At 73.7% G+C, this 26631-nt stretch carries 26 protein-coding genes; 12 read left to right on the plus strand and 14 right to left on the minus strand.

Annotated features, from left to right (window positions below; all coding sequences use genetic code 11):
* Positions 1-29: 29 nt before the first annotated feature.
* The gene (locus C892_RS0110325; protein WP_017557116.1) at positions 30-1715 is read right to left on the minus strand and encodes a ribonuclease J; all 1686 of its coding nucleotides are present in this window, start codon (positions 1713-1715) and stop codon (positions 30-32) included.
* Positions 1712-2689, minus strand: a complete 978-nt coding sequence (gene dapA, locus C892_RS0110330) for a 4-hydroxy-tetrahydrodipicolinate synthase (protein WP_083932516.1) — start codon at positions 2687-2689, stop codon at positions 1712-1714. Before dapA ends, C892_RS0110325 begins: the two co-directional genes overlap by 4 nt.
* 157 nt (positions 2690-2846) lie before the next feature.
* Between dapA and C892_RS0110335 the strand changes: the two genes are divergently transcribed.
* The 4 genes from C892_RS0110335 (at position 2847) to C892_RS0110350 (ending at position 5536) form a co-directional block, all read left to right on the plus strand.
* Positions 2847-3248: a type II toxin-antitoxin system Phd/YefM family antitoxin gene (locus tag C892_RS0110335; protein ID WP_239647336.1), complete on the plus strand. Its 402-nt coding sequence runs from the start codon at positions 2847-2849 to the stop codon at positions 3246-3248.
* Positions 3245-3658 (plus strand): type II toxin-antitoxin system VapC family toxin, encoded by a 414-nt coding sequence (locus C892_RS0110340; RefSeq protein WP_017557117.1) that lies wholly within the window; start codon positions 3245-3247, stop codon positions 3656-3658. Before C892_RS0110335 ends, C892_RS0110340 begins: the two co-directional genes overlap by 4 nt.
* 105 nt (positions 3659-3763) lie before the next feature.
* Positions 3764-5125 carry a short-chain fatty acid transporter gene (locus C892_RS0110345; protein WP_017557118.1) on the plus strand — a complete coding sequence of 454 codons (1362 nt, stop codon included), beginning with the start codon at positions 3764-3766 and terminating at the stop codon, positions 5123-5125.
* A 48-nt stretch (positions 5126-5173) separates the two neighbouring features.
* Complete coding sequence (locus tag C892_RS0110350) at positions 5174-5536, plus strand: DUF1304 domain-containing protein (protein WP_017557119.1); 363 nt, start codon at positions 5174-5176, stop codon at positions 5534-5536.
* 108 nt (positions 5537-5644) lie between these two features.
* Here the strand turns inward: C892_RS0110350 and C892_RS0110355 are convergent, their stop codons facing one another.
* Positions 5645-6028 (minus strand): phage holin family protein, encoded by a 384-nt coding sequence (locus C892_RS0110355; protein WP_026124282.1) that lies wholly within the window; start codon positions 6026-6028, stop codon positions 5645-5647.
* 193 nt (positions 6029-6221) lie between these two features.
* On the opposite strand from C892_RS0110355, the gene C892_RS0110360 reads away from it, so the two are divergent.
* From C892_RS0110360 to C892_RS0110390, 7 genes are all read left to right on the plus strand, one after another.
* Positions 6222-6866: a GNAT family N-acetyltransferase gene (locus tag C892_RS0110360; RefSeq protein WP_017557120.1), complete on the plus strand. Its 645-nt coding sequence runs from the start codon at positions 6222-6224 to the stop codon at positions 6864-6866.
* Between the two features lie 170 nt (positions 6867-7036).
* Positions 7037-7918 (plus strand): 1,4-dihydroxy-2-naphthoate polyprenyltransferase, encoded by an 882-nt coding sequence (locus tag C892_RS0110365; protein WP_017557121.1) that lies wholly within the window; start codon positions 7037-7039, stop codon positions 7916-7918.
* A 135-nt stretch (positions 7919-8053) separates the two neighbouring features.
* Positions 8054-8644, plus strand: coding sequence for a fimbrial protein (locus tag C892_RS0110370; protein WP_017557122.1), 591 nt, complete (start codon positions 8054-8056; stop codon positions 8642-8644).
* On the plus strand, positions 8628-9251 hold the full coding sequence (locus C892_RS0110375; RefSeq protein ID WP_239647337.1) for an OmpA family protein: 624 nt from the start codon (positions 8628-8630) through the stop codon (positions 9249-9251). The genes C892_RS0110370 and C892_RS0110375 overlap by 17 nt, the downstream gene beginning before the upstream one ends.
* Positions 9252-9419: 168 nt before the next feature.
* Positions 9420-10235, plus strand: coding sequence for an IclR family transcriptional regulator (locus tag C892_RS0110380; RefSeq protein ID WP_017536771.1), 816 nt, complete (start codon positions 9420-9422; stop codon positions 10233-10235).
* 343 nt (positions 10236-10578) lie between these two features.
* On the plus strand, positions 10579-12075 hold the full coding sequence (glpK, locus tag C892_RS0110385; protein WP_017536772.1) for a glycerol kinase GlpK: 1497 nt from the start codon (positions 10579-10581) through the stop codon (positions 12073-12075).
* 375 nt (positions 12076-12450) lie between these two features.
* Positions 12451-13194, plus strand: a complete 744-nt coding sequence (locus C892_RS0110390; protein ID WP_017536773.1) for an MIP/aquaporin family protein — start codon at positions 12451-12453, stop codon at positions 13192-13194.
* Positions 13195-14787: 1593 nt separating this feature from the next.
* Here the strand turns inward: C892_RS0110390 and C892_RS0110395 are convergent.
* From C892_RS0110395 to dapB, 6 genes are all read right to left on the minus strand, one after another.
* A complete protein-coding gene (locus C892_RS0110395) occupies positions 14788-15603 on the minus strand; it encodes an urease accessory protein UreD (RefSeq protein WP_083934354.1) in 816 nt (271 codons plus the stop codon).
* Positions 15603-16340: an urease accessory protein UreG gene (gene ureG / locus C892_RS0110400; protein ID WP_017557125.1), complete on the minus strand. Its 738-nt coding sequence runs from the start codon at positions 16338-16340 to the stop codon at positions 15603-15605. The genes C892_RS0110395 and ureG overlap by 1 nt, the downstream gene beginning before the upstream one ends.
* A gap of 7 nt (positions 16341-16347) precedes the next feature.
* Positions 16348-17043, minus strand: coding sequence for an urease accessory protein UreF (locus tag C892_RS0110405; protein ID WP_017557126.1), 696 nt, complete (start codon positions 17041-17043; stop codon positions 16348-16350).
* A gap of 221 nt (positions 17044-17264) precedes the next feature.
* Positions 17265-18977: an urease subunit alpha gene (locus C892_RS0110410; RefSeq protein ID WP_017557127.1), complete on the minus strand. Its 1713-nt coding sequence runs from the start codon at positions 18975-18977 to the stop codon at positions 17265-17267.
* Positions 18974-19651, minus strand: a complete 678-nt coding sequence (locus tag C892_RS28740) for an urease subunit gamma (RefSeq protein ID WP_083932519.1) — start codon at positions 19649-19651, stop codon at positions 18974-18976. The genes C892_RS0110410 and C892_RS28740 overlap by 4 nt, the downstream gene beginning before the upstream one ends.
* Positions 19652-19991: 340 nt before the next feature.
* Positions 19992-20744 (minus strand): 4-hydroxy-tetrahydrodipicolinate reductase, encoded by a 753-nt coding sequence (gene dapB, locus C892_RS0110420; RefSeq protein ID WP_017557129.1) that lies wholly within the window; start codon positions 20742-20744, stop codon positions 19992-19994.
* An 89-nt stretch (positions 20745-20833) separates the two neighbouring features.
* Between dapB and C892_RS0110425 the strand changes: the two genes are divergently transcribed.
* Positions 20834-21601, plus strand: a complete 768-nt coding sequence (locus C892_RS0110425; protein ID WP_017557130.1) for a VIT1/CCC1 transporter family protein — start codon at positions 20834-20836, stop codon at positions 21599-21601.
* Positions 21602-21641: 40 nt separating this feature from the next.
* Here C892_RS0110425 and egtD read toward each other — a convergent pair whose 3' ends face one another.
* From egtD to C892_RS0110450, 5 genes are all read right to left on the minus strand, one after another.
* Complete coding sequence (gene egtD, locus C892_RS0110430; protein WP_017536781.1) at positions 21642-22604, minus strand: L-histidine N(alpha)-methyltransferase; 963 nt, start codon at positions 22602-22604, stop codon at positions 21642-21644.
* Positions 22580-23377, minus strand: coding sequence for an ergothioneine biosynthesis protein EgtC (egtC, locus tag C892_RS0110435; protein WP_017557131.1), 798 nt, complete (start codon positions 23375-23377; stop codon positions 22580-22582). Before egtC ends, egtD begins: the two co-directional genes overlap by 25 nt.
* The gene (gene egtB / locus C892_RS0110440; protein ID WP_017557132.1) at positions 23377-24720 is read right to left on the minus strand and encodes an ergothioneine biosynthesis protein EgtB; all 1344 of its coding nucleotides are present in this window, start codon (positions 24718-24720) and stop codon (positions 23377-23379) included. The genes egtC and egtB overlap by 1 nt, the downstream gene beginning before the upstream one ends.
* Positions 24717-25922: an ergothioneine biosynthesis glutamate--cysteine ligase EgtA gene (gene egtA, locus C892_RS0110445; RefSeq protein WP_017557133.1), complete on the minus strand. Its 1206-nt coding sequence runs from the start codon at positions 25920-25922 to the stop codon at positions 24717-24719. The genes egtB and egtA overlap by 4 nt, the downstream gene beginning before the upstream one ends.
* 172 nt (positions 25923-26094) lie before the next feature.
* Positions 26095-26547, minus strand: coding sequence for a GNAT family N-acetyltransferase (locus C892_RS0110450; protein WP_017557134.1), 453 nt, complete (start codon positions 26545-26547; stop codon positions 26095-26097).
* Positions 26548-26631 lie beyond the last annotated feature (84 nt).

The raw sequence follows: 26631 nt of genomic DNA on the forward strand, positions 1-26631 counted from the left end.
GTGTTCCTCGCCTCTCCGGCCCTGCGGGGTCAGACCTCCACGATCACCGGAACGATCATCGGGCGCCGCCGGTAGGTGTCGTTGACCCAGCGGCCGATGCAGCGGCGCACGAGCTGGCGCAGCTGGTGCGGGTCGGTGACGCCGTCGCCGGCGGCCCGGTCCAGCGCGTCCTGGATCTTGGGCAGCACCTCGTCGTAGGCCTCGACGTCCAGCCCCGAGCCGCGGGTGTGGATCTCCGGCTCGCCGAGGATCTTGCCGGTGCTGGAGTCGACCGCCACCACGACCGAGATGAAGCCCTCCTCGCCGAGGATGCGGCGGTCCTTCAGGGCGGACTCGGTGACGTCGCCGACCGAGGTGCCGTCCACGTACACGTAGCCGGCCTGGACCTTGCCGGACGTGCGCACCCGCCCGCGGTGCAGGTCCACCGCCACGCCGTCCTCGGCGATGACGACGTTCGCGTCGGCCATCCCGGTGCGCACGGCGATGTCGGCGTGCGCCCGCATGTGCCGCCACTCGCCGTGCACCGGCATCAGGTTGCGCGGCTTGACCATGTTGAGCACGTACATCAGCTCCCCGGCGGGGGCGTGCCCGGACACGTGCACCAGCGCGTTGCCCTTGTGCACGACCTTGGCGCCCCAGCGGGTCAGGCCGTTGATGACCCGGTTGACCGAGTTCTCGTTGCCCGGGATGAGCGAGGAGGCGAGCAGCACCGTGTCGCCCTCCTCGATGCGGATCTGGTGGTCCCGGTTGGCCATCCGGGTCAGCGCCGACATGGGCTCGCCCTGGGAGCCGGTGGAGACCAGTACCGCCTCCTCGGGGCGCAGGTCGTCCAGCTGCTTGACGTCGACCAGCAGGTCGCCGGGGACGTGCAGGTAGCCCAGGTCGCGGGCGATGTTCATGTTGCGGACCATGGAGCGCCCGACGAAGGCGACCTTGCGCCCGTGCGCCTTGGCGGCGTCCAGGACCTGCTGCACCCGGTGGATGTGCGAGGCGAAGCAGGCCACGATGATGCGCTGGTCGGCCTGGGCGAAGACCTTGTCGATGACCGGCCCGATGTCGGCCTCGCTGGTGACGAACCCCGGCACCTCGGCGTTGGTGGAGTCCGACAGCAGCAGGTCCACGCCCTCGGCGCCGAACCGGGCGAAACCGGCCAGGTCGGTGAGGCGGCCGTCCAGCGGGAGCTGGTCCATCTTGAAGTCGCCGGTGTGCAGCAGGCTGCCGGCCGGTGTGCGGATCCCGACCGCCAGGGCGTCGGGGATGGAGTGGTTGACCGAGAAGAACTCCAGGTCGAACTGGCCGAACGCGCGCCGCTCCCCCTCGGCCACCTGCACCGTCTCCGGCTTGATCCGGTGCTCGCCCAGCTTGGCCGTCAGCAGCGACAGCGTCAGGCGGGACCCGACCAGCGGGATGTCGGGGCGCTCGCGCAGCAGGAACGGGACGGCGCCGATGTGGTCCTCGTGCCCGTGCGTGAGCACCAGGGCCTCGACGTCGTCCAGCCGGTCCCGGATGTACTCGAAGTCGGGCAGGATCAGATCGACTCCGGGCTGCTCCTCCTCGGGGAAGAGCACGCCGCAGTCGACGATCAGCAGCCGGCCTCGGTACTCGAAGACCGTCATGTTGCGGCCGATCTCGCCGAGGCCGCCGAGGGCCACGACCCTCAGCGCGTCCTCGGCGAGGGGCGGCGGCGGCCCCAGTTCGGGGTGCGGGTGGCTCATGCGGATCCTTCCGTCAACCGTTCGACGCCCACGACGCTTGCGGGGACCGCCTGGTGCGGCGCCAGCCCGATCGGGCCCTTGACTCCGGCCGCCGCCAGGTCCTCGCGGAGCAGCGTCTGCAGCTCCCCCGAGGCGTCGGCGAGCGGGGTGCGCACCGGGCCGCCCGGCAGGCCGAACATGTTCAGCACCGCCTTGGTCGTGATGACCCCCTGGGTGCGGAAGATGCCGGTGTAGACGGGCGTGAGGCGCCGGTGGATGGCCAGCGCACGGGCGACGTCGCCGCTCTCGTAGGCGTCGATCATGTCGTGCAGGTCGGCACCCACGATGTGGCCGACGACGCTGACGAACCCGGAGGCGCCCACCGACAGCATCGGCAGGTTGAGCATGTCGGAGCCGCAGTAGTAGGCCAGACCGGTGCGCTCCATCACCCACGAGGAGGCGCCGATGTCGTCCTTGGCGTCCTTGTTGGCGACGATGCGCGGGTGGTCGGCCAGCCGGACCAGGGTCTCGGAGGCGATGGGCGTTCCGGTGCGGCCGGGGATGTCGTAGAGCATCACCGGGAGCTCGGTGGCGTCGGCGATCGCGGTGAAGTGCCGGATCAGTCCCTCTTGCGGGGGCTTGTTGTAGTAGGGCGTGACCGTCAGCAGGCCGTGCGCCCCGGCCCGCTCGGCGGCGCGGGCGAGCTCGGTGCTGTGCCGGGTGTCGTTGGTGCCGACCCCGGCGACGATCGTGGCGCGGTCCCCGACGGCGTCCAGGACGGCGCGAAGCAGCCGGTCTTTCTCCTCATCGTTGGTGGTGGGAGACTCACCGGTGGTGCCGCTGATGATCAGGCCGTCGTTGCGCTGCTCGTCGACCAGGTAGGTGGCGAGGCGGGCGGCGCCGTCGTAGTCGACGTCCCCGTTCTCCTGCATCGGGGTGACCATCGCGGTCAACATCTGGCCGAAGGGCGCGTTCGGCGAAGTGCTGGCTGCCATGTGCAAAACGTACCGCGATCCCGCCGGTCGTGAGGCCACGGCAGGCCCACGAGGTGGATTTTTCCGACCTGGCACCGCATTGCGGACCCCGTGGCACCCCCGCCGGTAGGCGCCGACGCGTCGGCGCGGGACGGGAGCGGTGACGTATACGACGCCGATGCCCCATGATGCCCGCCACCGCCTCGCCGAATCGGTCGAGACAGACGAGACTGTCCATGGTGACCGCGTCGCGCGCCCGGAAGGAAACTCGATGCACTGGCAGGTCCAAGAGGCGAAGCAGAGATTCAGCGCCCTCCTGAGGTCGGTCCAGGACGAAGGGCCCCAATACGTCAGCAAGCACGGCGAGGACGTCGCGGTGGTGATCGCCATCGAGGAGTACCGGCATCTCCAGAGCCGGGACGCAGGCGTCAAGGACCTCCTCCTCGATCCCATGGGCCGGGACGACATGTTCGCCGAAGCACTGGAGCAGGTCGTCGCGGAGCGAGGCTATCCACGCGACCTTGGCTTCCCTCTCGAAATCGACACCACCGAAGAGCAGAAAGAGCCCGGGACCCGATGAGCTACCTGCTCGACACCGGCGTGCTGGGAGAGACCAGGAGGTCCGTCCCCGACCCGCACGTCACGGCCTGGCTCTCCTCCGTCGAGGGGGCGCAGTTGTTCACCAGCGTCACGGTCCTCGGTGAGATCCGGCGCGGATGCGAGATCATTCGCCCTCGCGACGCCGCCCAAGCAACCGCACTGGATCGTTGGATCACACTCCTGACGAGGCGGTTCGATCGGCGGGCCCTTCCCATCACCCTCGAAATCGCCGAAGCATGGGCCCGGATGAGCGCTCCGGACCGCCTTCCCGAGATCGACGGACTCATCGCCGCGACCGCGCACGTCCACGGCCTCACCGTGGTCACACGAAACATCAAGGACTTCGAACGGACGGGGGTCCCCTGCCTCAACCCGTTCAAGCCCACATGAAGGGGCTGACCCCCTTGACTCTCGTGTGACGCACACAACACACTTTCCGGCTGTCAACGGGCGATCCGCCCCCATGAGGCAGATCGAGACAGACGGGATACCCCCATGCGCCGGTTCGGCAACGCCCTCGCGGCGTTCAGCACGCGCTGGATCCCCGACGCCTTCGTGTTCGCGATCGGGCTGTCGGTGCTGGTCTACCTCCTCGCCCTGGGTCTGACCGACCATGGGCCGCTCCGACTGGTCGACGACTGGTACACCGGGTTCTGGGGCCTGCTGGAGTTCGGCATGCAGATGGCGCTGGTGCTGGTCACCGGCTATGCCCTGGCGTCCTCGCCGCCCGCCCGGCGCGGCATCCGGCGGCTGGCGGCGCTGCCGCGTGGGCCCCTGTCGGCGTGCGCCCTGACCGCCGTCGGCGCGACACTGCTCGGCGCGGTGCACTGGGGCCTGGGCCTGATCGCCGGCGCCCTGCTGGCCGTGGAGGTCGCCCGGTCGTGCCGGGAGCGGGGCATCCGGGCGCACTTCCCGCTGCTGGCCGCGGCCGGGTACACGGGCCTGATGGTGTGGCACAGCGGCCTGTCGGGCTCGGCCCCGCTGCTGGTCAACACCGAGGGGCACTTCCTGGAGGAGCAGATCGGCGTGCTGCCGCTGAGCGAGACGCTCTTCCAGCCGTTCAACCTGGTCTTCCTCGCGGTGATGCTGATCGGCGCGCCGCTGCTGCTGATGAGCATGCACCCGCGGCCGGAGGACGCCGAGCAGATCGAGGACGCGCCCGGGGACGCGGAGGGGCCCGGGGCGGGACCGGGCGGCGCGGTCCTCACCCGGGAGCAGCGCCGGGCCCTCACCCCCGCCCAGAGCCTGATGCACAGCCGCGTTCCGGTGCTCGTGGTCGTCGCGGCCGGGCTGGTCTACCTCGTCCCGGAGCTGGTCCGCGGCGGCATCGTCGGCCTGGACCTCAACCTGCTCAACTTCACGTTCCTCATCGCCGGGCTCGGGCTGCACGGCACCCTGGCCGGGTACGCGTCGGCCGCCGCCGAGGGCGCCAAGAGCGCGGCGTCGGTGATCGTCCAGTTCCCGTTCTACGCCGGGATCATGGGCATCATGGAGCACTCGGGGCTCCTGGAGCAGATCGCGGCGTGGTTCGTCTCCTTCTCCACCCCGCTCACCTACCCGTTCTGGGCGCTGATCAGCGCCTGCCTGGTGAACCTGGCGGTGCCCTCGGGCGGCGGCCAGTGGGCGGTGCAGGGGCCGATCGTGATCAGCGCGACCGAGTCCCTGGGCCTGGACCCCGGCGTGGGCGTGATGGCGGTCGCCATGGGCGACCAGCTCAGCAACGGCATCCAGCCCTTCTGGGCGCTGCCGCTGCTGGCGCTGACCCGGCTGAGCGCGGGCCGGGTGCTCGGCTACAGCGGCGTGGTGATGGTCTTCGCCATCGCCGCCGCGGCCCTGTGCATCACCTTCCTGAGCTGAGCGCGGCGCTCCCGGGGCGAACGGGCCCTCGCGGTTAGCGTTGCGCCCATGACCATCGCCGCGACGGCCGCACTCCTGCTCATAGCCGCGCTCCACGTGTACATCCTGGTGCTGGAGATGCTGCTGTGGACCGCCCCGAGAACGCGTGCCGTCTTCGGCACGACCGCGGAGTTCGCCGCGTCGACGCGGGCGATGGCGGCCAACCAGGGGCTGTACAACGGCTTCCTCGCCGCCGGGCTGGTGTGGGGCGCCTTCGCGCCCGACCCGGTGGGGTTCCAGGCCTCGGTGTTCTTCCTCGCCTGCGTGGCGGTGGCGGGCCTGTTCGGAGCCGCGACCGCGAGCCGGAGGATCGTGTTCGTGCAGACGGTCCCGGCGGCGCTCGCCCTCGTGCCGGTGCTGGCCGCGCACTGACCCGGGTGACGGCACAGGACCCGCCATGGGGCGCACCGCCGTGGGGGGAGGCCCTCCGGCCTCCCCCCACGGGTGCACTCCGGGCCGTGCCCAGGCCCCGGCCGGTGCTCAGTCGTCGTCGCCGTCGGGCAGCACCAGGCTCAGCAGCCAGCTCACGACCGCGATCACGATCCCGCCGAGGACCGCCGACCACAGGCCCTCGATGTGGAAGTCGAACCCGAACAGCCCCGCGGCCCACGCGGTGAGCATGAGCAGCAGCGCGTTCACGATCAGGGCCACCAGCCCCAGGGTCAGCACATAGAAGGCGCACCCCACGGTCTTCACGATCGGCTTGATGACGGCGTTGACCACGCCGAAGATGATCGCGATGACGGCGTAGGTGACGATCTGCTCCGCGGCCGGCTTCCCGGGGGCGATCTCGATTCCGGTGATCAGATACGCCGCTGCGGCCAGGGCCAGGGCGTTGACGAGGATGCGGATGATGATGCTCACGCCCCCGATGGTCCCACGCACAGGCCCTGTGTCGAACGTCCCCCGACCCGGTTCCGGGGAATCTCCGGGTCCCCCCGGCCCGCGGGTCGGGGGCTCCGCCGCCGGGTCCGTCCGCCCGCCCGTCGTCCCGTCGGAGGCCGCAGGCCCGGCCCACCGCTGGCCCTGCGCGCGTGCGGACTGCGACGATGAGCACATGACCCCCCAGCACGAGCCGTCCTCCTCCGCGCAGGAGGACCGGTCCCAGCGCTTCGTCCGCGCCGCGCGCGCCGAGGACGTCGACGACATCGTCCGCATCCAGGTGGCGGCCTGGCGCGCGGCCTACGGACCGCGCCTCCCCGCCGAAGTCCTGGCCGAGATGACCGGGGAAGAGGCCGGACGCGCCTTCCGCGAGCAGTGGAGCGCCGCGATCGGCCGCCCTCCGACATCCCGCCACCGGATGCTGGTCGCCACCGACACCTCCCCGGAGGGTCCGGGTGCGGCGTCCGGCCGGGTCCGCAGGATCACCGTGGGGTTCGCCGCCCTCGGCCCGGCGCAGGACCCCGACCGGTGGCCGGCCACCGACGCCGAGGTCTACGCCCTGCACGTGGACCCCGCGCACGCGGGCACCGGGCACGGAAGCCGCCTGCTCAACGCGGCGGTGGACCACCTCGTCGACGACGGCTTCCGCACCGTCCACCTGTGGGTCGCGGAGAAGGGCGACCCGCTGCGCACCTTCGCCGAGCGGTCCGGGTGGCGTCCGGACGGCGCCCGCCGCGAGGTGGACGCCGGCGGCCTGTTGCCCATGGTCCGCCTGCACGCCGCGATCGCGGCCGACACCCCTCCGGTCCCGCCGACCTGACCCCGCCGGCCCCGGTGGATCGGCCTCCGGCGGCTGGGGAGCGCGGGCGGACCGCCCCTGACCGGCGCTACGGTTGACCGGGAAGTACGCGCCTCCCCGGGGCCGCCCGTCCGGAGCGGGCCGCGCCCGACCGGGGATCGGAGCGCTCGCACGGAGAGGAACACGCACGCGTGGCCACGCTCAGCCAGTGGGTCGCGGGGGCCCGCCCCCGCACGTTGCCGAACTCGATCGTCCCGGTGGCCGTCGGGACCGGGGTGGCGGTCGGCGTCGGCGCGCCCGTGTGGTGGAAGGCCGCCCTGGCCCTGCTGGTCTCCCTGGCCCTGCAGGTCGGTGTGAACTACGCCAACGACTACAGCGACGGGGTGCGCGGCACCGACACCGAGGAGCGGGTCGGCCCGATGCGGCTGACCGGCTCGGGGGCGGCCCCGCCGCGGCAGGTGCTGCTGGCGGCCTGGGGCTGCTTCGCGGTCGCGGGCGTGCTGGGCCTGGTGCTGGTGGCGACCTCGTCCTGGTGGCTGCTGCTGCTCGGCGCGGCCGCGATCGCCGCCGCCTGGTACTACACCGGCGGCCGCACGCCCTACGGCTACCGGGGGCTGGGCGAGGTGTCGGTGTTCGTGTTCTTCGGCCTGGTCGCCGTGGTCGGCACAGTGTTCGTGCAGGTCGGCTCGGTGCCCTGGCAGGCGTGGGCGGCCGCGGTGCCCATCGGCCTGCTGTCCTGCTCGGTGCTGGTGATCAACAACCTGCGCGACATCGGCACCGACGCCGAGAGCGACAAGATCACCCTGGCGGTACGGCTGGGCGAGGGGCGCACCCGGCTGCTGTACCAGGCGTGCCTGGTGGGGGCGTTCGTGATCGCGCTGTTCGCGGTCGCCGTCACCCCGTGGGCGGCGCTGGTGCTGCTGGCGGCGCCGCTGGCGGTGCGGCCGCTGCGCCGGGTGCGCGGCGGGCAGACCGGGCGCGATCTGATCCTGGGCCTGGGCGAGACGGGCAAGTTGCAGATGGCCTTCGGCGCGCTTCTCACGGCGGGGCTGGCCCTGGGCGCCCTGGGCTGAGGAAGGCGCGGGGCCGACCCGGGTGGCGCGGGTTCTCCCCCGTCCTCTGTGTCCACTGTCGGGTGTGTCCACTGTCCGGATTCGGACGCGGACCGACCGCGATCTCCGCGCGTCACGGGCGCTAACGTCTCCCCCATGCACATCCCCATCAGGAACACCGCACGGCTCAGATCCACCGCGGCCGTCCCCGCGGCCGGGGTGCTCGCACTGGCGCTCGCGGGCTGCTCGATGTTCGGCGGCGACGACGAGGGCGGAGAAGGCGGAGAAGCCGCCGACCAGGCACAGCCGGTCAACGCCGGCAAGGTCGAACCGGGCGACGCGGATGCCCGGGAGACCATCGCCAGCCAGGACGTGTCGACGCTGGAGACCGATCTGCACGTCGCCCTGCACTCGCTCGCCCGTGGCGGGGAGACCGTCGAATTGACGTTCTCCGTGACCAACATCGGCGACTCCGAGAGCGACATCATCTCCAACACCTTCAGCCCAGGTGGTGACCGGGACGTCTCAGGGGTGAAGCTGGTCGATTCCGACAACGGAAAGGTGCACCTCGTCGCACGTGACGCGGACGACGCGTGCGTGTGCTCCGGCGGACTGAGGTTCCTCGCTCTTGAGCCGGACGACTCGATCCTGCTCAGCGCCACGTACGGTGCCCCGCCCAGCGAGGTCGAGACGCTGGACGTGAAGATCCCCAGGGTAGGGACGTTCGACAATGTTCCGCTCTCCTAGGCCGCGTGCGCGGCTGCTCGCGGTGCCCGCCGCGCTCCTCGCGCTGGGGGTGCCCACCGCGGCCCAGGCCGACGAGGACGGCCCCGAGGAGATCGTGGCCGAGGTGGACGCCGGCCCTCCGGAGACGATCCCCGTCCACGACATCAGCGCCCCCGTCCTGGACATCTCCGCCCCGGTGCAGGAGTTGACCTACGGAACCGAGAACGCGGACGGGTCGCTCAAGGACGAGGAGAACTCAGAGGAGCGGGTGGTGACGCTCGCCGCCGACGTGCTGTTCGAGTTCGACGAGGCCGAGTTGAGCGGCGACGCGCAGGAGGCGCTGGAGGAGGCCGCCGACATCCTCCGTGAGGAGGCCGACGGCAAGACCGTCGACATCGACGGCTACACCGACTCCAAGGGCTCCGATTCCCACAATGTCCCGCTGTCGGAGCAGCGCGCCGAAGCGGTCGAGAAGGAGCTGGCCTCCCTGCTCGACGGCGTGGACGTCACCTTCGAGACCGAGGGGCACGGGTCGGCCGACCCCGTCGCGCCCAATCAGATCGACGGTGAGGACAACCCCGAGGGCCGGGAGAAGAACCGTCGCGTGGAGATCCGCTACCCGCGCTGACCAGCGGCCGACCGGCGTCTGAGACCCTGGTGTCCCCCGCGGGTTTCCGCCCGCGGAGGACACCGGGCCGGGTGCGCGGTCCCCGACGCACCGGCCTGCGAGTAGCCTGCCTCACACACTCCAGTAGGATTGCGTGTGACATTGTCGTACTAGGAAGTGGTCACGCGCATGCCTGGAAGGATCCAGTCGATCGAGCGCGCGGCCGGGATCCTCCGGCTCCTGGCCGGCGGGGCCCGGGGGCTCAGCCTCGCGGAGATCTCGCGGAGCATGGAGCTGCCGAAGGGGACGGTCCTCGGCATCCTGCGCACCCTGCAGCACGTGGGATTCGTCGAACAGGACGAGGCCACCGGCCACTACCGCCTCGGCGGCGGGCTGCTCCGCCTGGGCACCCGCTACCTGGACGGCAACGAGCTGCGCACCCGCGCGCTGAACTGGGCCGACTCGCTGGCCTCGCGCAGCGGTGAGAGCGTGCGGATCGGCACCCTGCACGAGGGCCAGGCGCTCGTCGTGCACCACGTCTTCCGGCCCGACGACAGCACGCAGACCCTGGAGGTCGGCTCGCTGCTGCCGCTGCACGCCACCGCCCTGGGCAAGGCGCTGATGGCGTTCGACCCGCTGGCCATGCCGGTGCCCGCCGAGGACGGCGGGCCCGGCCGACCGCTGGAGGACGGCAACGGGCACCCCCTCGACCTGGCCCGGTTCACCCCCGCCACACTGACCTCGCCCGAGGACCTGCTGTCCGAGCTGGACCGGGTGCGCGCCCGGGGCTGGGCCGGGGAGGACGAGGAGCTCATCGAGGGCGAGGTGGCGATCGCCGCGCCGATCCGCGACCACCGGGGCACCACCGTGGGCGCGGTGGGCATCTCCGGCGCCGTGGAGCGCGTGCACGGGGCCGACGGCGGCGGCCCGCGCATGGAGCTGGTCTCCTACGTGCGGGACGCGGCCCGGTCCATCTCCCGGGAGCTGGGCGCGCACTCCTGGTGACCGCCCCGGGAGGAGGCGCGGCCCCTCCCTTCCGGCCGCCCGGACCCTCCCGACGCCGCGGCCGCCCCCTCGCCCTCTCACCGACCGCACACCCCCGCTCACCGGCGGCGACACGGTCGGCGACCCTGGTGTGTGACGATCCTGAACGGTAACCTCGGCCGCCACCGCGCTTTCCCACTCCCGCTTGACAACTCCGGAGACACGGCTCACACTTGGCTCCATTCGTACTACATTGTCGTACGTCATGCGGATCGAGCGCTCACGTGAACCGGTGTGAATCCGGGCGCGCACGGGGGCTGCCGGTCCGGCCAGCGATGTCCCCTTCCCAGAGGCGAGTGACCGGATGACCACCCAGTACATTGCCGCCATCGACCAGGGCACCACGTCCAGCCGGTGCATCGTCTTCGACCAGGACGGCCGGATCGTCTCCGTCGGCCAGCGCGAGCACCGCCAGATCTTCCCCCAGCCCGGCTGGGTCGAGCACGACGCCACCGAGATCTGGGACAACGTGCAGATCGTGGTCCGCGAGGCCCTGGAGGCCGGCGGCCTGGCCCCCTCCCAGCTGGCCGCGGTCGGCATCACCAACCAGCGCGAGACCACGGTCGTGTGGGACCGCGAGACCGGCGAGCCGGTGCACAACGCCATCGTCTGGCAGGACACCCGCACCGACGCCCTCACCCGCGAGCTGGCCGGCGGCATCGGCCAGGAGCGGTTCCGCGAGCGCTGCGGCCTGCCGCTGGCCACCTACTTCGCCGGCCCCAAGCTGCGCTGGCTGCTGGACGAGGTCGAGGGCCTGCGCGAGCGCGCCGAGCGCGGCGAGGTGCTCTTCGGCACCATGGACACCTGGATCATCTGGAAGCTGACAGGTCGGCACGTCACCGACGTGACCAACGCCAGCCGCACCATGCTGATGAACCTGCACACGCTGGACTGGGACGCCGAGATCCTGGACGCCATGCGCATCCCGTCCCAGATGCTGCCGGAGATCACCTCCTCCGCCGAGGTCTACGGCAACGCCCGCGGCTTCCTGGACGGCGTCCCGGTCGCCTCCGCGCTGGGCGACCAGCACGCCGCCCTGTTCGGCCAGACCTGCTTCTCCCCCGGCGAGGTCAAGGGCACCTACGGCACCGGCACCTTCATGGTGCTCAACACCGGCACCGAGCCCGTGATGAGCTCCAACGGGCTGCTCACCACCCTGGGCTACAAGATCGGCGACGCCCCGGCGGTCTACGCGCTGGAGGGCTCCATCGCGGTGACCGGCTCGCTGGTGCAGTGGGTGCGCGACAACCTGGGGCTGATCTCCAGCGCCGCCGAGATCGAGACGCTGGCCCGCACGGTGGACGACAACGGCGGCTGCTACGTCGTCCCGGCCTTCTCCGGGCTGTTCGCCCCGCACTGGCGCAGCGACGCGCGCGGCGTCATCACCGGCCTGACCGGCTACGTCAACAAGGGCCACATCGCCCGCGCGGTGCTGGAGGCCAGCGCCTGGCAGACCCGCGAGGTCGTGGACGCGATGCGCTCGGACTCGGGCGTGGAGCTGTCCTCGCTGCGCGTGGACGGCGGCATGACCGCCGACAACCTGCTCATGCAGATCCTTGCCGACGTGCTGGACGTCGAGGTCGTGCGGCCGATGGTGGCCGAGACGACCTGCCTGGGCGCGGCCTACGCGGCCGGCCTGGCGGTCGGCTTCTGGCCGGACATGGAGAGCCTGCGCGCCAACTGGCACAAGGCCGCCGAGTGGACGCCCAAGATGGACGCCGACGTGCGCGAGCGCGAGTACCGGAACTGGGGCAAGGCCGTCGAGCGCACCCTCGGCTGGGTCGAGCACGACAACGCCTGACCCCCCCGGCCGCGCCCTGCGCCCCGGCGGCCGCCGGCACCGGGCGGGTTCGGGCGGGCCCGCCGGTCCGACTTCCTGAAAGGCGGACCGCTCCCCCGCGGCCCGCGCGCCGCCCCACCGAGCGCCCCTCCCCCGGCGCCCGGGCCCCGGCGGCCCACCGGGACGAACGGCGCACCCGCCGACCGCGCCGCCGCGCGGTCCCACGGATTCGGTGCGGCCGCCCCTGAGCGGGCCGCCCGCACCGAGGCGCCCGTTCCGGGAGCCCTCCCCGGCGAGGACTCCCGGAACGGGCGCCGCTCCCACCCCCTACCTCTCCCCCACCAGCAGCGGCCGCCCGCGCGCCCGCTGGCACCCCTGCCCGCACGGAGGCTTCCCATGGTCTATCTGGCCGAATTCATCGGAACCGCGATTCTCATCCTCCTCGGCGGCGGCGTCGTCGCCGGCGTCACCCTCGCCAAGTCCAAGGCCAACAACGGCGGCTGGATCGTCATCACCTTCGGGTGGGGCCTGGGCGTCATGATGGCCGTCTACGTCGTCGGCCAGTACAGCGGCGCCCACATCAACCCGGCGGTGACGTTCGCGATGGCCTCCATCGGCGACCTGCCGTGGTCGCAGGTGCCCGGGTACCTCGCCGCCCAGCTGGCCGGCGCCTTCGTCGGCGCGGTCCTGGTGTGGCTGGCCTACCTGCCGCACTGGAAGGAGACCGACGACGAGGACACCAAGCTCGGCGTGTTCTCCACGGCGCCCGCGGTGCGCAACATCCCGGCGAACTTCGCCACCGAGACCATCGGCACCTTCATGCTGGTCTTCGGCATCCTGGGGATCAACGCCAACGTGAACCCGATGGGCAACGGCGAACTGACGGTGCTGTTCGGCACCGGCATCGCGCCGATGCTGGTGGGCTTCCTGGTGCTGGCGATCGGCCTGTCCCTGGGCGGGCCGACCGGGTACGCCATCAACCCCGCCCGCGACCTGGGGCCGCGCATCGCCCACGCGCTGCTGCCGATCCCGGGCAAGGGCGGCTCGGACTGGTCCTACGCCTGGGTCCCGGTCGTGGCCCCGATCGTGGGCGGCGTGCTGGCCGCTCAGGTCTTCACCGCCATCGGCTTCGGCGGCTGAGCACGAGCGGTCGCAGACCGAAGGCGGCACGAGGGCGGCACGGGGCAGCGCGCCCCCGTGCCGCCTTTCCCCGTTCGAGGGGTCCGAGGCCGGAGGCACCGACGTACCGTCTCGACCACCGACCGGCGGCGGGGCCGAGTGGCGCCGAGTGGCGCCGAGTGGCGCAGTTCAGGGCTCCGGAAGGGGCGGCGTATCGCGATGGACGGCCTGAAGCACCGTGGGCAGAACAGCCGAGCGTCCGGCGTGCAGGTGGCCGGGATGGCGACGAGGGCCGGAGCCGCTTCCGGTAGCGCTGTCGGGCGCATGGCGTGCGGACGGCCGCCGGAGGAAGCGGCGGCCGTCCGGTTCCCCGCTCACGTATACCGGCCGGGCGGCGGGCCTCCCGCGGTACCGACGATGAGCAGCAACGACGGAACGGCCGGTGCCCCGCTCACGCCTGCCTGCCGGGCGGCGGGACCCCTCGGTGCAGAGGGAGGGGCGGCGACGACAAGGCGCAGCGGTTCCCCCGGTGGCGCCGGTCGGCCGCCGGGTCACCAGTGGTCCAGGGGAACAGCGGCGGCGACGGCACAGCCGGTTCCCCACTCACGGGCCCCGGCCGGGCGGTAGGCCGTCGCGGTGCCAGGACGGGAGCGGCGACGACGAAGCGTGGCGGTTCCCCGGCCCTGCCGGTCGACCGCCGGGCCTCCCGCGGTCCGGGAAGAGCGCGTGGTGGTGCCGGGTCGCCGCCCGCGCGCCCGCGGGGCACCCCTCGGCCCGCGCCGGTCCCCCTCCGATCACGGACACCCTTCTGACCTGGGGCAATACGCACCGTCACAGGGGCGGGGAGGGTGGGAGCGCGCTGATCGACGCCCCGCGACGGCTCCCGGGTGCGATCCCGGCCAGACCAGAACGGGGTTCGGTACTGCGGCGCCCGTTATGTCCCTGTTCGTCCGCGGGTTGAGGAGGGCAGGGCGACGGAGGAGGACCAGTGCGCCGCCCGCGCCGGGTCTCGCGCCGGTGTCGGCCCGCTCCCGGTCACCCGGAGTGACGAGGAGCGCTGCAATCGGGCCATGTGTGCCGAAAGGAGGGGTGCGGGGTACCGAATCCGGTTCTGGTCTGGCCGCCACCGCGCACCCGCCCGCCCCCGGGCGCCGCTGCGGGCGCACACGAAGCCCGCACCCCCTCCCGATCCGGACGAACAGGACACCCGACAGGCCCGGCCCGCCGGAGACCGCCCCGGAAGGGCCGGTTCTCCATCGTGAGTGGTGATATCGCTACCTGATTGCACAGTGCGTGGCAATGCCATCACTCACGATGGCCAAGCGTCGCCTCGCTTGCCCGGTATGCCCGGAACGCGAAAAAGGGAGGCCGGTACCACGTGCGGCCCGGCGGCCGTCCGGCGGCCCCGGGGAGCGGCCTCGCCTCTTCGTCGCTGCCCATCCCCCTTGCACCGAAGAGCGCCGCCGCCCGGCAGGCAGGCCGGAGCGGGGCACCCGCCGGTCCGTCGTCGCTGCTCATCACCGGTACCGGGAGAGGCCCGCCGCCCGGCCGGGACCCGTGAGCGGGGAACCAGCCGGGCCGTCGCCGCTGTCCCGGAACCCCGGCGCCGGCCCCTCAGTGGTGTCCGCCCCACGCGTGCCATACCGGGGTCAGGGCGGCGTCCGCCTTGAACGGGCGTTCTCCCGTCCAGCGCCAGACGGCTCCCGGGCCCGCAAGGTCGAGGAGGTCCGGGCCGTCCGGCCCCTCACCCGCCTCCGGGTCGCGGCCGAAGAGGCCCACCTGGCCCACGACCCTGCTCCCGCCGAGGATCCCGGGCAGGCCCCGCACCCGCGGATCGCGCAGGTCCAGGTCCTCGACGAAGAGCGGCCGCCCCTGCGCCCGCACCCGCGTGGACGCCAGTACCTTCCCGCCCTGCTCCCCCGTCCTCCCCAGCACCAGGGACTCGCGCCACAGCAGCTCCGCCCCCTCGGCGAGGTCGGCGTCGACCTCGCGCACCACGTCCGCGCCGTCGGCCACCACGAACGCCGGTTCGGCCCAGCTCATCCGCGCGCCTTCGGCCAGGCGCACCGACGCCCGCCAGGCCGCCCGCCCGCCGCGCGCGTTATAGGCCACCGACCCGTTGGGGTCCACGAGCTCCAGCTCGGCGCCGGGCCCCACGTCGACCTGGAGCCGGACGTCGTCCCCCGCGCACAGCGCCGCCCGCACCGCGGCCAGGGCCACGCGCAGCGCGCCGCCGGGGCGGCGCATGATGCCCGGCCGGAGGAACGTCCCGGTCTCCAGGGCCACCGGGACCGTCCGGTCGCCCACCCGGCGCACGGCGATCACCGCCGGCTCGGACGGGTCGAGCCCCGGCTCGGCGGCGCTCCTCGTCCTGGTGGGGTCGGCCCCGCCCGCTGCGGAGGGGGCGGACCGTTGGCGTAGGGCGTCCATCAGTGCCCGTGGCCGTGACCGTGCCCGTGCCCGTGGCCGTGGCCCTCCCCCTCGGGCCCGTGGGCGTGCGGGGCCATCGGGCCCGGGTCCTGCGGGGTGTGCGCGCCGCTGCGGTGGGCGCCGATGACCTCGCGCACCCAGTCGCACAGCGCCTTCACCGACGGCTCGTCGGTGCGGGACAGCGCGAGCACCGGCCGCCCGTCACGCGCCTTCTCGGCGTCGGCGACCATCCGCTCCACGTCGACGCCGACGTAGGGGGCCAGGTCGGACTTGTTGACGATGAGCAGGTCGGCGCGGCCGATGCCGGGGCCGCCCTTGCGGGCCACGTCGCCGCCGCCGGCCACGTCCAGGCAGAAGATCTGCGCGTCGATCAGGGCCGGGCTGAAGGTCGCCGTCAGGTTGTCGCCGCCGCTCTCCACCAGCACCAGGTCGAGCGGCGCGAACTCCTCCTCCATGTCCTCCACCGCGTCGAGGTTGGCGGTGACGTCGTCCCGGATGGCGGTGTGCGGGCAGGCGCCGGTCTCCACGGCCCGGATCCGCTCCTCGGCCAGCACCCCGGCGCTGCGCAGGAAGCGGGCGTCCTCGTCGGTGTAGATGTCGTTGGTGACCACGGCCATCGCCAGCTCGCCGGAGAGCTCCCGGCACAGGGTGGCGATGAGCGAGCTCTTACCGGTGCCGACCGGCCCGGCCACCCCCAGGCGCAGGGTACGGCGGACGGATGGTCCGGCGGTCACCACTGTGTTCTCAGGCAACGAACAGCCTCCTCGTCTCACGTGCGTGCGCCTCGGCCCAGCGGTCGATGAGCGGGGCGGAGTGCGCGGGAATGCCATGGGGGGCGTCCGTCTCGGCGGCGACGCGGACCGACCCCTCGATGTCGGCCGACAGGTCGAGGAGCCGGCGGACCGCGGTGAGCGGGTCGCCGGGGCGGAGTTTGAGGGCGGCCGCGGTCACCGTCTGGGCGTCCTCGTACAGGACGGCGCGGGCGGTCTGCTCGGCGGTCATGCCGAAGACCGCGCCGAGCGCCCCGAGGACGACCGGGCGCAGCGGCCGCAGTCCGGGGGTGGCGGCCTGCGCGGTGGGCAGGGCGCACACGGCGGGGTGGGCGGCGTCGACCCGCCGGGCGAGTCGGGCCAGGCCGCGGCCGAGGGAGGCCGACGCCTCGCGCAGCGCCCGGCCGGGGGTGCGCGCGGCGAGGGCCTCCTGGACGGGGCCGTAGTCGGGGTCGGGGCGGCCGGCGGCGCGGAGCGCGACGACCGCGGCGGCCGCCTCGGTGCGGGCGACCGTGGCCAGGCGGGCACGCATGTAGTCGGCGATGCGGTCCTCGGGCATGCCCGCCTCCAGGGCGGCCTCAAGGGTGGCCGAGTGCGCGTGGCCGCCGGTGGGCAGGCGGGCGTCGGCGAGCAGAAGGGCTCCCAGCGCGCCGGTGTCGGTTCCGCTCACGGTGTTCTCTCCCGTCCCTGTCCTGTCTCCCGCCACGCGCGCCGTGCAGCGGCGTCCGGATACCGCACTGCGCTCGACGGGCGGTGGGCGGCCGAAGGGCTTCCCCCTGGGGCTCCGGGACCGTGGCACCCACGCTCCGCCCCCCGAACCCCCGAGGGCCTCGGTCACTGGGCTTTCCGAATGTCGTGTGCGGTCCGCCCTGTGCCACAGGGCACGCCGGCTCAGAACATGCTGTAGCGCTGGGCCAACGGGACCTCCGACACCGGGCGGTCGGCGCCCTTCGGGTCGACCTCGTAGCCGTCGATCGTCACCCGGAACGTCTCCGGGTCGACGCTGATGTCCGGCAGCGCGCTGTTGTTGGGCATGTGCTCCTTGCCCACCCCGCGGGTGTCGCGGAGCGCCGAGAGCCGGCGGCGCAGCCCCAGGCGCTCGGCCACCCCCTCCTCCAGGGCCGCCGGGGCCACGAAGGTCACCGCGAGGTGCGCGGCGTCGCCCGCCGCCAGCCCCGGCCGCAGCAGCATCGGCTCGGCGGTGGGGATGGAGGCGTTGACGTCCCCCTGCGGGGCGTAGACCACGCCGCCGCCCTTGACGACCGCCGCCGGGCGGATGCCGAAGAACGCCGGCTCCCACAGCACCAGGTCGGCGAGCTTGCCCGGCTCGACCGAGCCCACCTCGTGGTCGATGCCCGCGGCCACCGCCGGGCAGATCGTGTACTTGGCGACATAGCGCCGCGCCCGCTCGTTGTCGGCCGGCAGCGGCGAGTCGGTGCCCCACCGGTCCTTCATCGCGTGCGCCACCTGCCAGGTGCGGGTCACGACCTCCCCCGCGCGCCCCATCGCCAGGGCGTCCGAGGAGGTCATGGAGATGGCCCCCATGTCGTGCAGCAGGTCCTCGGCGGCCATGGTGGTGTCCCGGATGCGCGAGTCCGCGAACTGCACGTCCGCCTCGACGTCGGGGTTGAGGTGGTGGCAGACCATGAGCATGTCGTGGTGCTCGGCCACCGTGTTGACGGTGAAGGGCAGGGTCGGGTTGGTCGAGGACGGCAGCACGTTGCGCTCACCGGCCACCACGATGATGTCCGGGGCGTGCCCGCCGCCCGCGCCCTCGGAGTGGAAGATGTGGATGCCGCGCCCGCGGACCGCCTCCAGCGTCTGCTGCACGTACCCCGCCTCGTTGAGACTGTCGGCGTGCAGGGAGACCTGGACGCCGAAGGCCTCGGCGGCGCCCAGCGCGGCGTCGATCGCCCCCGGGGTGGCGCCCCAGTCCTCGTGGATCTTCAGCCCGCCGGCCCCGGCGCGGACCTGCTCGGCCATGGCGTCCCGGCCCACGGTGTTGCCCTTGCCCAGGAGCAGCAGGTTCATCGGCAGGGCGTCCAGGGCGCGGTGGGTGGTGGCCAGGTTCCACGGCCCCGCGGTCACGGTGGTGGCCTTGCTGCCCTCGGAGGGCCCGCTGCCGCCGCCGATGGAGGTGGTGATGCCCAGCGACAGCGCCTCCCACAGCTGGTCGGCGTTGAGGAAGTGCACGTGGGAGTCGATGCCGCCGGCGGTGAGGATGCGCCCCTCACCCGCCAGCACCTCGGTGCCGGGCCCGATGACCAGGTCGGGGTGGACGCCGTCCTGCACGTCGGGGTTGCCAGCCTTGCCGACCGCGGCGATGCGCCCGTCGCGCACGCCCACGTCGGCGCGGACCACGCCCCAGTGGTCGAGGACGACCACGTTGGTGACGACCAGGTCGAGCGCGCCCTCGGCGTGGGTGACGGTGGACTGCAGCATGGACTCGCGGATCGACTTGCCGCCGCCGAAGACGGCCTCGTCTCCGCCGACGCAGCGGTCCTCCTCGACCTGGACCCACAGGTTCGTGTCGCCCAGGCGGACCCGGTCGCCGGTGGTGGGGCCGTACAGCGCGGCGTACTCCTCGCGGGGGATGCGGCTCATCGCACGCCACCCCCCACGGCTGCCGCGGCGGGGCGGATGCCGGGGACGGCGCGCCGCCCGGCCAGCTCCACCGCGGTCACCGACTTCTCGTCGCCGGGCTGGAAGCGCAGCGAGGTGCCGGCCGGGATGTCCAGGCGGTACCCCTCGACCAGGGAGCGGTCGGCGGGCGCGCCGTCGGCGTCGCAGAAGGCCAGCGCCGGGTTCACGTCGGCCAGGTGGATGTGCGAGCCGATCTGGACCGGGCGGTCGCCGTCGTTGCGGACCACGACGGTGCGGGTGGCGCGCCCGGCGTTCAGCTCGACCTCGCCCGGCGCGACGGACAGGGCCCCGGGGGCGGACTCGGCGCCCGACGCCGTCCGCGCCTCCGCCGAGGGCCGGATGGGGTGGCTCAGGGTGACGAGCTTGCGCCCGTCCGGGAAGGTGGCCTCGACCTGCACGTAGTCCACCAGCTCGGGAACGCCGTCCATGACCTGCTCGGCGCTGAGGACGCCCGTGCACTCGGCCATCAGGCCCTCGACGCTCGCCCCCTCGCGGGCGCGCTCGACGGCCCAGCAGGACAGCAGGGCGACCGCCTCGGGGTGGTTGAGGCGCACGCCGCGGTCCAAGCGGTCCCGGGCGACCATCCCCGCCACACTGAGCAGTAGTTTCTCCCGATCGGACGGGGTAAGGAACATCTTTCCTCCACAGCGCACGACGAACACGCCTTCAGGCAATGGTGTCCGAAGACGAAGAAACGACGTTTCCCACGCATTTCGAGTGCGTTAATGATGGCCAGTGAAGTCGAGCGGCTCAGCAGGGGGCATGCGAGACGGGCATGTCCAGATCACCATGCGAGTCATCGGATCATTGGCTTAATGAAGATAGCATGACCGGTCCCCGCCGCTCCCGTGCCCCCGCAACCCCTTCGACCTCGCCGGGAATTCACCTGTCAGCAGGGTAAATGCGCGCCGCGACAACACGAATACCCCGCGCTGAACGCGCGGGGTATTCGTGGAATCACGCTGCGGGACGCGGTCAGTCCAGGCCGAGCAGCGGCTCCAGCCCGACCGTCAACTGCTCGGGCAGGTCCGCGGCGCGGCGCACGCCCAGCAGGACGCCCGGCATGAACGAGGAGCGGTTCATCGAGTCGTGGCGGATCTTGAGCGTCTCGCCGTGGGTACCGAAGACCACCTCCTGGTGGGCGATGAGCCCGGTGATCCGCAGCGCGTGCACCCGCACCCCGTCCACGTCGGCGCCGCGCGCCCCCTCGGCCTCGGAGGTGGTGGCGTCGGGCATCGGCGCGCACCCGGCGTCCGCGCGCGCCCGGGCGACCATCCGGGCGGTGCGGTCGGCGGTCCCGCTGGGGGCGTCGGCCTTGTTCGGGTGGTGCAGCTCGACGATCTCGGCGGACTCGAAGTACGGCGCGGCCTTGGCGGCGAAGTTCATCATCAGCACCGCCGCGATGCCGAAGTTCGGGGCGATGAGGATGTTGACGCCGGGGTGGCGGGCCAGCAGGTCGCGCACCTCGGCCAGCCGCGCGTCGTCGAAGCCGCTGGTGCCCACGACGGCGTGGATCCCGGCCTCGGCCAGCCACCGCAGGTTGTCCATGACCGCGTCGGGGTGGGTGAAGTCGACGACGACGTCGGCCCCCCGCACCTTCTCCCGCTCCTCGGGCGCGTCGACGGCCGCGACGAGCTCGGTGTCCTCGGCCGACTCGACCGCCTTGACGACTTCCGTTCCCATGCGCCCGCGGGCGCCGAACACTCCTACCTTGATCACGGGGTTCACCGTACCGGAGCCGCCGGGCCGGCCAGCGCGCCTCCGCCGCGCCCGCACACCCCCTTGAGACGATCGGGGCCGTGCGAAAGGAGGCGCCCATGTCGCGCAGGAAGGCGAAGCGGGAGGGCCGGAGCCGGCGCCGTCCGGGACCGCCCGGCGATCCCCGTCCCACCGAACCGCACCACGAGAGCCTGGGGTCGCGGCTGAACTGGCTCCGTGCCGGGGTGCTGGGCGCCAACGACGGCATCGTGTCCACCGCCGGGCTGGTGGTCGGCGTGGCCGGCGCGACCGCCTCGGCCACCGCCGTCCTGGTCGCCGGGGTGGCGGGGATGTTCTCCGGGGCCCTGTCCATGGCGCTGGGCGAGTACGTGTCGGTGAGCACCCAGCGCGACACCGAGCGGGCCGCCCTGGCCCGCGAGCGCCGCGAGCTGGAGGAGGACCCCGGGGCCGAGCTGGAGGAGCTGGCCGGGTTGTACCGCGACCGCGGCCTCGACGCCGACCTGGCCCGCCGGGTGGCCGAGCAGCTGACCGCCCGGGACGCGCTGCGCGCGCACGCCGAGGTGGAGCTGAGGCTGGACTCCGACGAGCTGACCGACCCCTGGCAGGCGGCGCTGGCCAGCTTCCTGTCGTTCCTGGCGGGGGCGCTGGTCCCGCTGCTGCTGATCACGCTGTCGCCGGCGGACTGGCGGGTGGGCACCACGGTGGCGGCGGTGACCGCGGCCGTGGCGCTGCTGGGCGCGGTCAGCGCCCGCCTGGGCGGGGCGGCGCCGCTGCGGGCGGCGCTGCGCTGTGTCGTGGGAGGGCTGCTGGCGATGGCGGTGACCTTCGCCATCGGCACGGCGGTCGGCGGCGCCGCCGGGGCCTGACCCGTCGGCGCCGCCTCCGGGCCCGCCCCGGGCCCGCCGTTCAGGCCCGTGCCAGCAGGAGGGCGAAGTCCCCGGCCGGGTCGGTCCACCAGTGTTCGAGGGCGAACCCGGCCGCCGCCAGCTCCGCCTTGAGCCCCTCCTTGCGGAACTTGGCGGAGATCTCGGTGCGCATCTCCTCCCCTTCCGCGAAGGAGACCTCCATGTCCAGCGCCTCCACCCGCACGCGGTGGGCGGTGCGGGAGCGCAGGCGCATCTCGATCCACTCGTTCTCGGGGTCCCACACCGCCACGTGCTCGAACAGCCCGGGGTCGAAGTCGGCGCCCAGCTCCCGGTCGATCACCCGCAGCACGTTGCGGTTGAACTCGGCCGTCACGCCCCGCGCGTCGTCGTAGGCGGCGACCAGCCGGCCCGGGTCCTTGACCAGGTCCGCCCCCAGGAGCAGGCTCTCGCCCTCCTCCATGGTGCCGCGCAGGTCGCTCAGGAAGCCCGCGCGGTGCCCGGGCGTCTGGTTGCCGATGGTCGACCCGAGCATCGCCACCATGCGCCGCCCCCCGCCGGGCAGCAGCGGCAGGTGGCGCTCGAAGTCGGCGACCACCGCGTGCACCCGCAGGCCCGGGTGGTCCGCGGCGATGCGGCCGGCCGCCTCCTCCAGGAAGTCGCCGCTGACGTCGACGGGCACGAACCCGGCGGGGCCGCCCCGCTCGGTCAGGGCCCCCAGCAGCAGCCGGGTCTTCTCCCCCGACCCCGCGCCGAGCTCGACCAGGGTGTCGGCCCCGGAGGCGCGGACGGCCTCCCCCGCCCGCTCGCGAAGGATCGCGCTCTCGGCCCGGGTCGGGTAGTACTCGGGAAGCCGGGTGATCTCCTCGAACAGCCCGCTGCCGCGCTCGTCGTAGAACCACTTGGGCGGCAGGGCCTTGGGCGCCTCGGCCAGCCCTTCGGCCACGTCCCGGCGGAGCGCCTTGGACAGGTCGTCGTCGGTCAGGTGGCGGTCGGTGCGGACCATTGCGCGTCCCCCTCCTCGCGTCGCCCGCGGGCCGCCGGTGCGGCGAGGGCGGTGGTTCGGATCCCTTCGGAGTCGGCGATGACCAGGGAACACTCCGGAACCCTGTGCCATTCCCGGGTGTCGTCCAGCGGTTCGGAGGCGATGACGGCGCCGCCGGCCTGCGCCCGCACGTACAGGGTGTCGCCCAGGGCCGTCGCCGCGATGGCGTGCCCGTCACTGGCCAGCAGGTTGTACCGGCCCGGCGACACCTCCAGCGCCGCCAGCGCCGTGGCCGCCAGCGCCTCCCCCAGCCCCGCGCCCTGCCGGCGCAGCCGCACGGTGTGCGCGAACAGGGGCGCCGAGTCCACGGGCGTGCGGGCGTCCAGGGCCCCGGCCGGGGCGGGCGCCCCGAGCGCGGCCGCCAGCGCCTCGTCGTCCTCGGCCGCGCCGTTGTGGCTGAACAGCAGGCCGTCGGCGCGGAAGGGCTGGGCGCAGGACTCGTCCGAGCCGAACCCCGGGGTGGCGTCGCGCACGGCCGCCACCAGGCACCCGGCGGTGATCGCCCGCGCGGCGTCCGCGAAGGAGGAGTCGGCCCAGATCGGCATCGCCCGGCGGTAGCGCAGCGGCTCCCCGCCGTCCGGCGGATACCAGCCCACGCCGAACCCGTCGGCGTTGACCGTGCCGTGCCGCTGCTCGCGCGGGGCGTAGGACTGGCGGTGCAGCGCGTGCTCCGGCCGGTAGAGCAGCCGGTGCAGGGTGGAGGGCGGCCCCAGGTAGGCCATGTGGCGGCACATCAGGCGCCCACCCCGCCCTCGTCCGGTGCGGCGTCGCGCGCCAGCCGGAACCCGCTGAAGATCTGCCGGCGGACCGGGTGGTCCCAGTTGCGGAAGGTGCCCCGGGTCGCGGTGGGGTCGGTCGCCCACGAGCCGCCGCGCAGCACCCGGTAGCCGTCGTCGAAGAACACCTCGGAGTACTCCCGGTAGGGGAAGGCGGTGAAGCCGGGGTAGCCGTGGAAGACGGTCGAGGTCCACTCCCACACGTCGCCGATGAGCTGGCGCACCCCGAGCGGGGACGCCCCCTCGGGGAAGGCCCCGGCGGCCGAGGGCCGCAGCCGGCGCTGCCCCAGGTTGGCGTGGCGCTCGTCGGGGTCCTCCTCTCCCCAGGGGAAGCGGCGGGAGCGCCCGGTGGCGGGGTCCCAGCGCGCGGCCTTCTCCCACTCGGCCTCGGTGGGCAGCCGTGCGCCCGCCCAGCGCGCGTGCGCCTGGGCCTCGTGGAAGCTCACGTGCTGCACCGGCTCCTCGGCAGGGACGGGCTCGATGCGGCCGAACCGGCGCCGCATCCACCGGCCGCCGTCGCGGAACCAGAACGCCGGGGCGGCCGCGCCCCGCTCCCGGCGCCAGTTCCAGCCCTCCCCGGTCCACCAGCGGGGGTCGTCATAGCCCCCGGCGTCGATGAAGGCCATGTGCTCGGCGTTGGACACCGGCCGCGCGCCGATCCGGTAGGCGGGCAGGTGCACGGTGTGCGCGGGGCGCTCGTTGTCGTAGGCCCACGGGTCGGCGGTGGTGCCCATGGTGAACGGCCCCGCGGGGACCAGCACCTCTTCGGGGCCGGGCGGCACCGCGTCGGGCGCGTCCGGGGCGCCGTCCGGCAGCACCGGGTCGCCCGTGCGCAGCTGGTGGGTGGCGAGCATGGTCTCGTCGTGCTGGTGCTCGTGCTGGATCACCATGTTGTAGACGAACCCGCCGGCGCCCAGTCCGGCGCCCTCCTCCAGCGGCACCCGCTCCAGGGAGTCGAGCACCCCGCGGCGGACGCGGGCGTTGTAGGCGCGCGCCTCCTCGGGGCGCAGCAGCGGCAGCTCCACCCGGTCGGCGCGGGCGTTCTCGAAGGCGTCGTAGAGCACGTCGATGTCGGGGCGCAGCGCCTCGCGCCCCGCGGCGGCGCGCAGCAGCCACTGCTCCTCGTAGTTGCCGACGTGGGCGTAGTCCCACACCAGCGGCGACATCAGGGGCGAGTGCTGGGACAGCAGCTCCTCGTCCTCCAGGGCGTGCACGGTCAGCCCCTCGCTGCGCCGCCGCACCGCCTCCAGCTCGGCGGCGATGCGCTCGCGCACCCGGTCCTGCTCGGCATCGGTGGTCATCGGTCCCCTCCGGGGGTCGCGTCGTCGGCGGGGCAGCGGCCCCGTTCGGTGTAGCGGTCGCGGTAGGCGTCGACCGCCTCGGCGAGCCGGGCCGCCCCCATCCGGGGCAGGGCCGCGGCGGCGGCCTCCAGGCAGCGCCGGGCGGCCCGGCCCAGGGCGGGGTCGGCCACGGCGTCCCGGGCGGCCGCCAGCCAGGTGCGGCGGGCGGGTTCGGCGCCGTCCCCGTGCAGCTCGTCCAGGGCCTGGTCGGCGGCGTCGGCGGCGCGGGCGTCGTCCACCAGGGCGGAGGCGACGGCGGCGGGCACCGGCCACCAGGGCGCGGGCAGGGCGTCGATCATGCGCAGTTCCAGCCACCCGCGCGGGCGTACCGGAGGGAACAGGGTGCTCAGGTGGTAGGCGAGGTCGTCGTGGTCGGGCGGGCGGGGGCGGCAGCGGCGCATCCACTCGGCGAAGGCCATGCCCGCGCCGCCGTGCCAGTGCCCGCCGGGGGTGCGGATGGTCATCAGGCGGGCGCTGAGGGCGTACTCGGCCCAGGCGGCCGCGGGGTCGTCGCCGCCGACGGGGCGGGTGCGGCCGGCGTCGATCCCGGCCCACACCGCCCAGCGGGCCGAACGCCATCCGGTGGGCCGCCCGCGCCACAGCGGGGAGTTGGCGAAGGCGGCGGTGAGCACCGGGCCCAGGCGGTGCACCCGGCGCCAGCGGCGGGCCGCGTCGGCGGTGTCGGCGCCGATGTCCAGGCACACCTGCAGGGAGGCGGTGCTGCACATCATGGTCCGCCCGCTGGGCCCGTGGCGGTCGAAGAAGCGCTCCATGGCGGTGTAGCGGGGGAGGGTGAGCTGGCGCCGCGGCGGGCGGCGGGGGTCCAGGCCGACGCCCTGCAGGCACAGGCCTGCGTCGGTGAGCGGCTTCTCCACGTGGGCGAGGTCGGCGGCGGCGGCGCTGTGCGCGGCGGCGGGGCCGGGGAGGGGCGGCGAGCTCAGCTCCAGCTGCCCTCCGGGTTCGAAGGTGACGGCGCTTCCGGCCGGCGGCGGCCCGGCCTCGTCCAGGAGCGCGGCCACACGGTCGAGGGGGACGGGGCGGTCGGGGGCGTCGGGGTCGGTGACCAGCCATTCGGCCTCGACCCCGACCAGGCCCGGGGGGCCGTTCTTGAAGCAGATCCCGCGGATGTACTCGTGGACGTCGCTCTCGGTGAGTCGGGTCATCGCTCACTCCAATCGAACACGCACCGACCTCACATGCCCGGCGATCCCGCGCATCGAACCTCTTCGATCTTCAAATGTGGGAAACCTCGGGGGAAATGGGACCCCCGGGACCGATACGGCCGCCGTGGCCGCGCTCGGCCGACGGGACGGGAGTCGACGGCGGTGCCGGCGCTCAGGGAAGGGGCTGCTCGTAGGACTCGGTGACCAGGGTCAGGCCGGACCTCCACAGGAACGCCTGCTTGACCGGGTCGCCGCCGCCCGTGGTGACGATCATCCGCACGGCCCCCGCCCCCTTCAGGCGCTCCCGGGCCCGGGCGATGAGGGCGCCGCCCACCCGCCACCAGTCGAAGCCCTCCCCCACCGCGAGGTCGTCGACGTAGCCCACCGGGCCCGCGCCCCCGTGCACCGGCGCGGGGTCGCCCACCGCCGCCGCCAGGAACCCCTGCACGACCTCCTCGTCCGTGGCCACCAGCACCACCGCGCCGGGGTCGGACACCAGCGCCCCGAGCCGGGCGCGGCGCGCCTCGACGGGCTCTGCGCCGGGCACGCGCCCGCCCAGGGCGACCATCGCGGCGACGTCGGTGGGCAGCGCGTCCCGCACACCGGGAAGGGTTTCGGCCGTCATGTTCCCCCGATCCGCGCGTTCCTCTCTCCACACGTCCCTTCCCGAGATCACCCGATCTCACCGCCTTCCCCCGCAATGCACGCG

Source organism: Nocardiopsis baichengensis YIM 90130, assembly GCF_000341205.1.
Lineage (GTDB): Bacteria > Actinomycetota > Actinomycetes > Streptosporangiales > Streptosporangiaceae > Nocardiopsis_A > Nocardiopsis_A halophila.

Coding starts and splice junctions, on each gene's coding strand:
- C892_RS0110340 (WP_017557117.1), top strand. CDS start 3,245: ATGAGCTACCTGCTCGACACCGGCGTGCTGGGAGAGACCAGGAGGTCC.
- C892_RS0110370 (WP_017557122.1), top strand. CDS start 8,054: ATGCACATCCCCATCAGGAACACCGCACGGCTCAGATCCACCGCGGCC.
- C892_RS0110360 (WP_017557120.1), top strand. CDS start 6,222: ATGACCCCCCAGCACGAGCCGTCCTCCTCCGCGCAGGAGGACCGGTCC.
- C892_RS0110425 (WP_017557130.1), top strand. CDS start 20,834: ATGTCGCGCAGGAAGGCGAAGCGGGAGGGCCGGAGCCGGCGCCGTCCG.
- C892_RS0110450 (WP_017557134.1), bottom strand. CDS start 26,547: ATGACGGCCGAAACCCTTCCCGGTGTGCGGGACGCGCTGCCCACCGAC.
- C892_RS0110380 (WP_017536771.1), top strand. CDS start 9,420: ATGCCTGGAAGGATCCAGTCGATCGAGCGCGCGGCCGGGATCCTCCGG.
- C892_RS0110375 (WP_239647337.1), top strand. CDS start 8,628: ATGTTCCGCTCTCCTAGGCCGCGTGCGCGGCTGCTCGCGGTGCCCGCC.
- dapA (WP_083932516.1), bottom strand. CDS start 2,689: ATGGCAGCCAGCACTTCGCCGAACGCGCCCTTCGGCCAGATGTTGACC.
- C892_RS0110350 (WP_017557119.1), top strand. CDS start 5,174: ATGACCATCGCCGCGACGGCCGCACTCCTGCTCATAGCCGCGCTCCAC.
- glpK (WP_017536772.1), top strand. CDS start 10,579: ATGACCACCCAGTACATTGCCGCCATCGACCAGGGCACCACGTCCAGC.
- C892_RS0110410 (WP_017557127.1), bottom strand. CDS start 18,977: ATGAGCCGCATCCCCCGCGAGGAGTACGCCGCGCTGTACGGCCCCACC.
- egtC (WP_017557131.1), bottom strand. CDS start 23,377: ATGTGCCGCCACATGGCCTACCTGGGGCCGCCCTCCACCCTGCACCGG.
- egtA (WP_017557133.1), bottom strand. CDS start 25,922: ATGACCCGACTCACCGAGAGCGACGTCCACGAGTACATCCGCGGGATC.
- C892_RS0110395 (WP_083934354.1), bottom strand. CDS start 15,603: ATGGACGCCCTACGCCAACGGTCCGCCCCCTCCGCAGCGGGCGGGGCC.
- C892_RS0110345 (WP_017557118.1), top strand. CDS start 3,764: ATGCGCCGGTTCGGCAACGCCCTCGCGGCGTTCAGCACGCGCTGGATC.
- egtD (WP_017536781.1), bottom strand. CDS start 22,604: ATGGTCCGCACCGACCGCCACCTGACCGACGACGACCTGTCCAAGGCG.
- C892_RS0110390 (WP_017536773.1), top strand. CDS start 12,451: ATGGTCTATCTGGCCGAATTCATCGGAACCGCGATTCTCATCCTCCTC.
- C892_RS0110335 (WP_239647336.1), top strand. CDS start 2,847: ATGCCCCATGATGCCCGCCACCGCCTCGCCGAATCGGTCGAGACAGAC.
- C892_RS28740 (WP_083932519.1), bottom strand. CDS start 19,651: ATGTTCCTTACCCCGTCCGATCGGGAGAAACTACTGCTCAGTGTGGCG.
- egtB (WP_017557132.1), bottom strand. CDS start 24,720: ATGACCACCGATGCCGAGCAGGACCGGGTGCGCGAGCGCATCGCCGCC.
- C892_RS0110325 (WP_017557116.1), bottom strand. CDS start 1,715: ATGAGCCACCCGCACCCCGAACTGGGGCCGCCGCCGCCCCTCGCCGAG.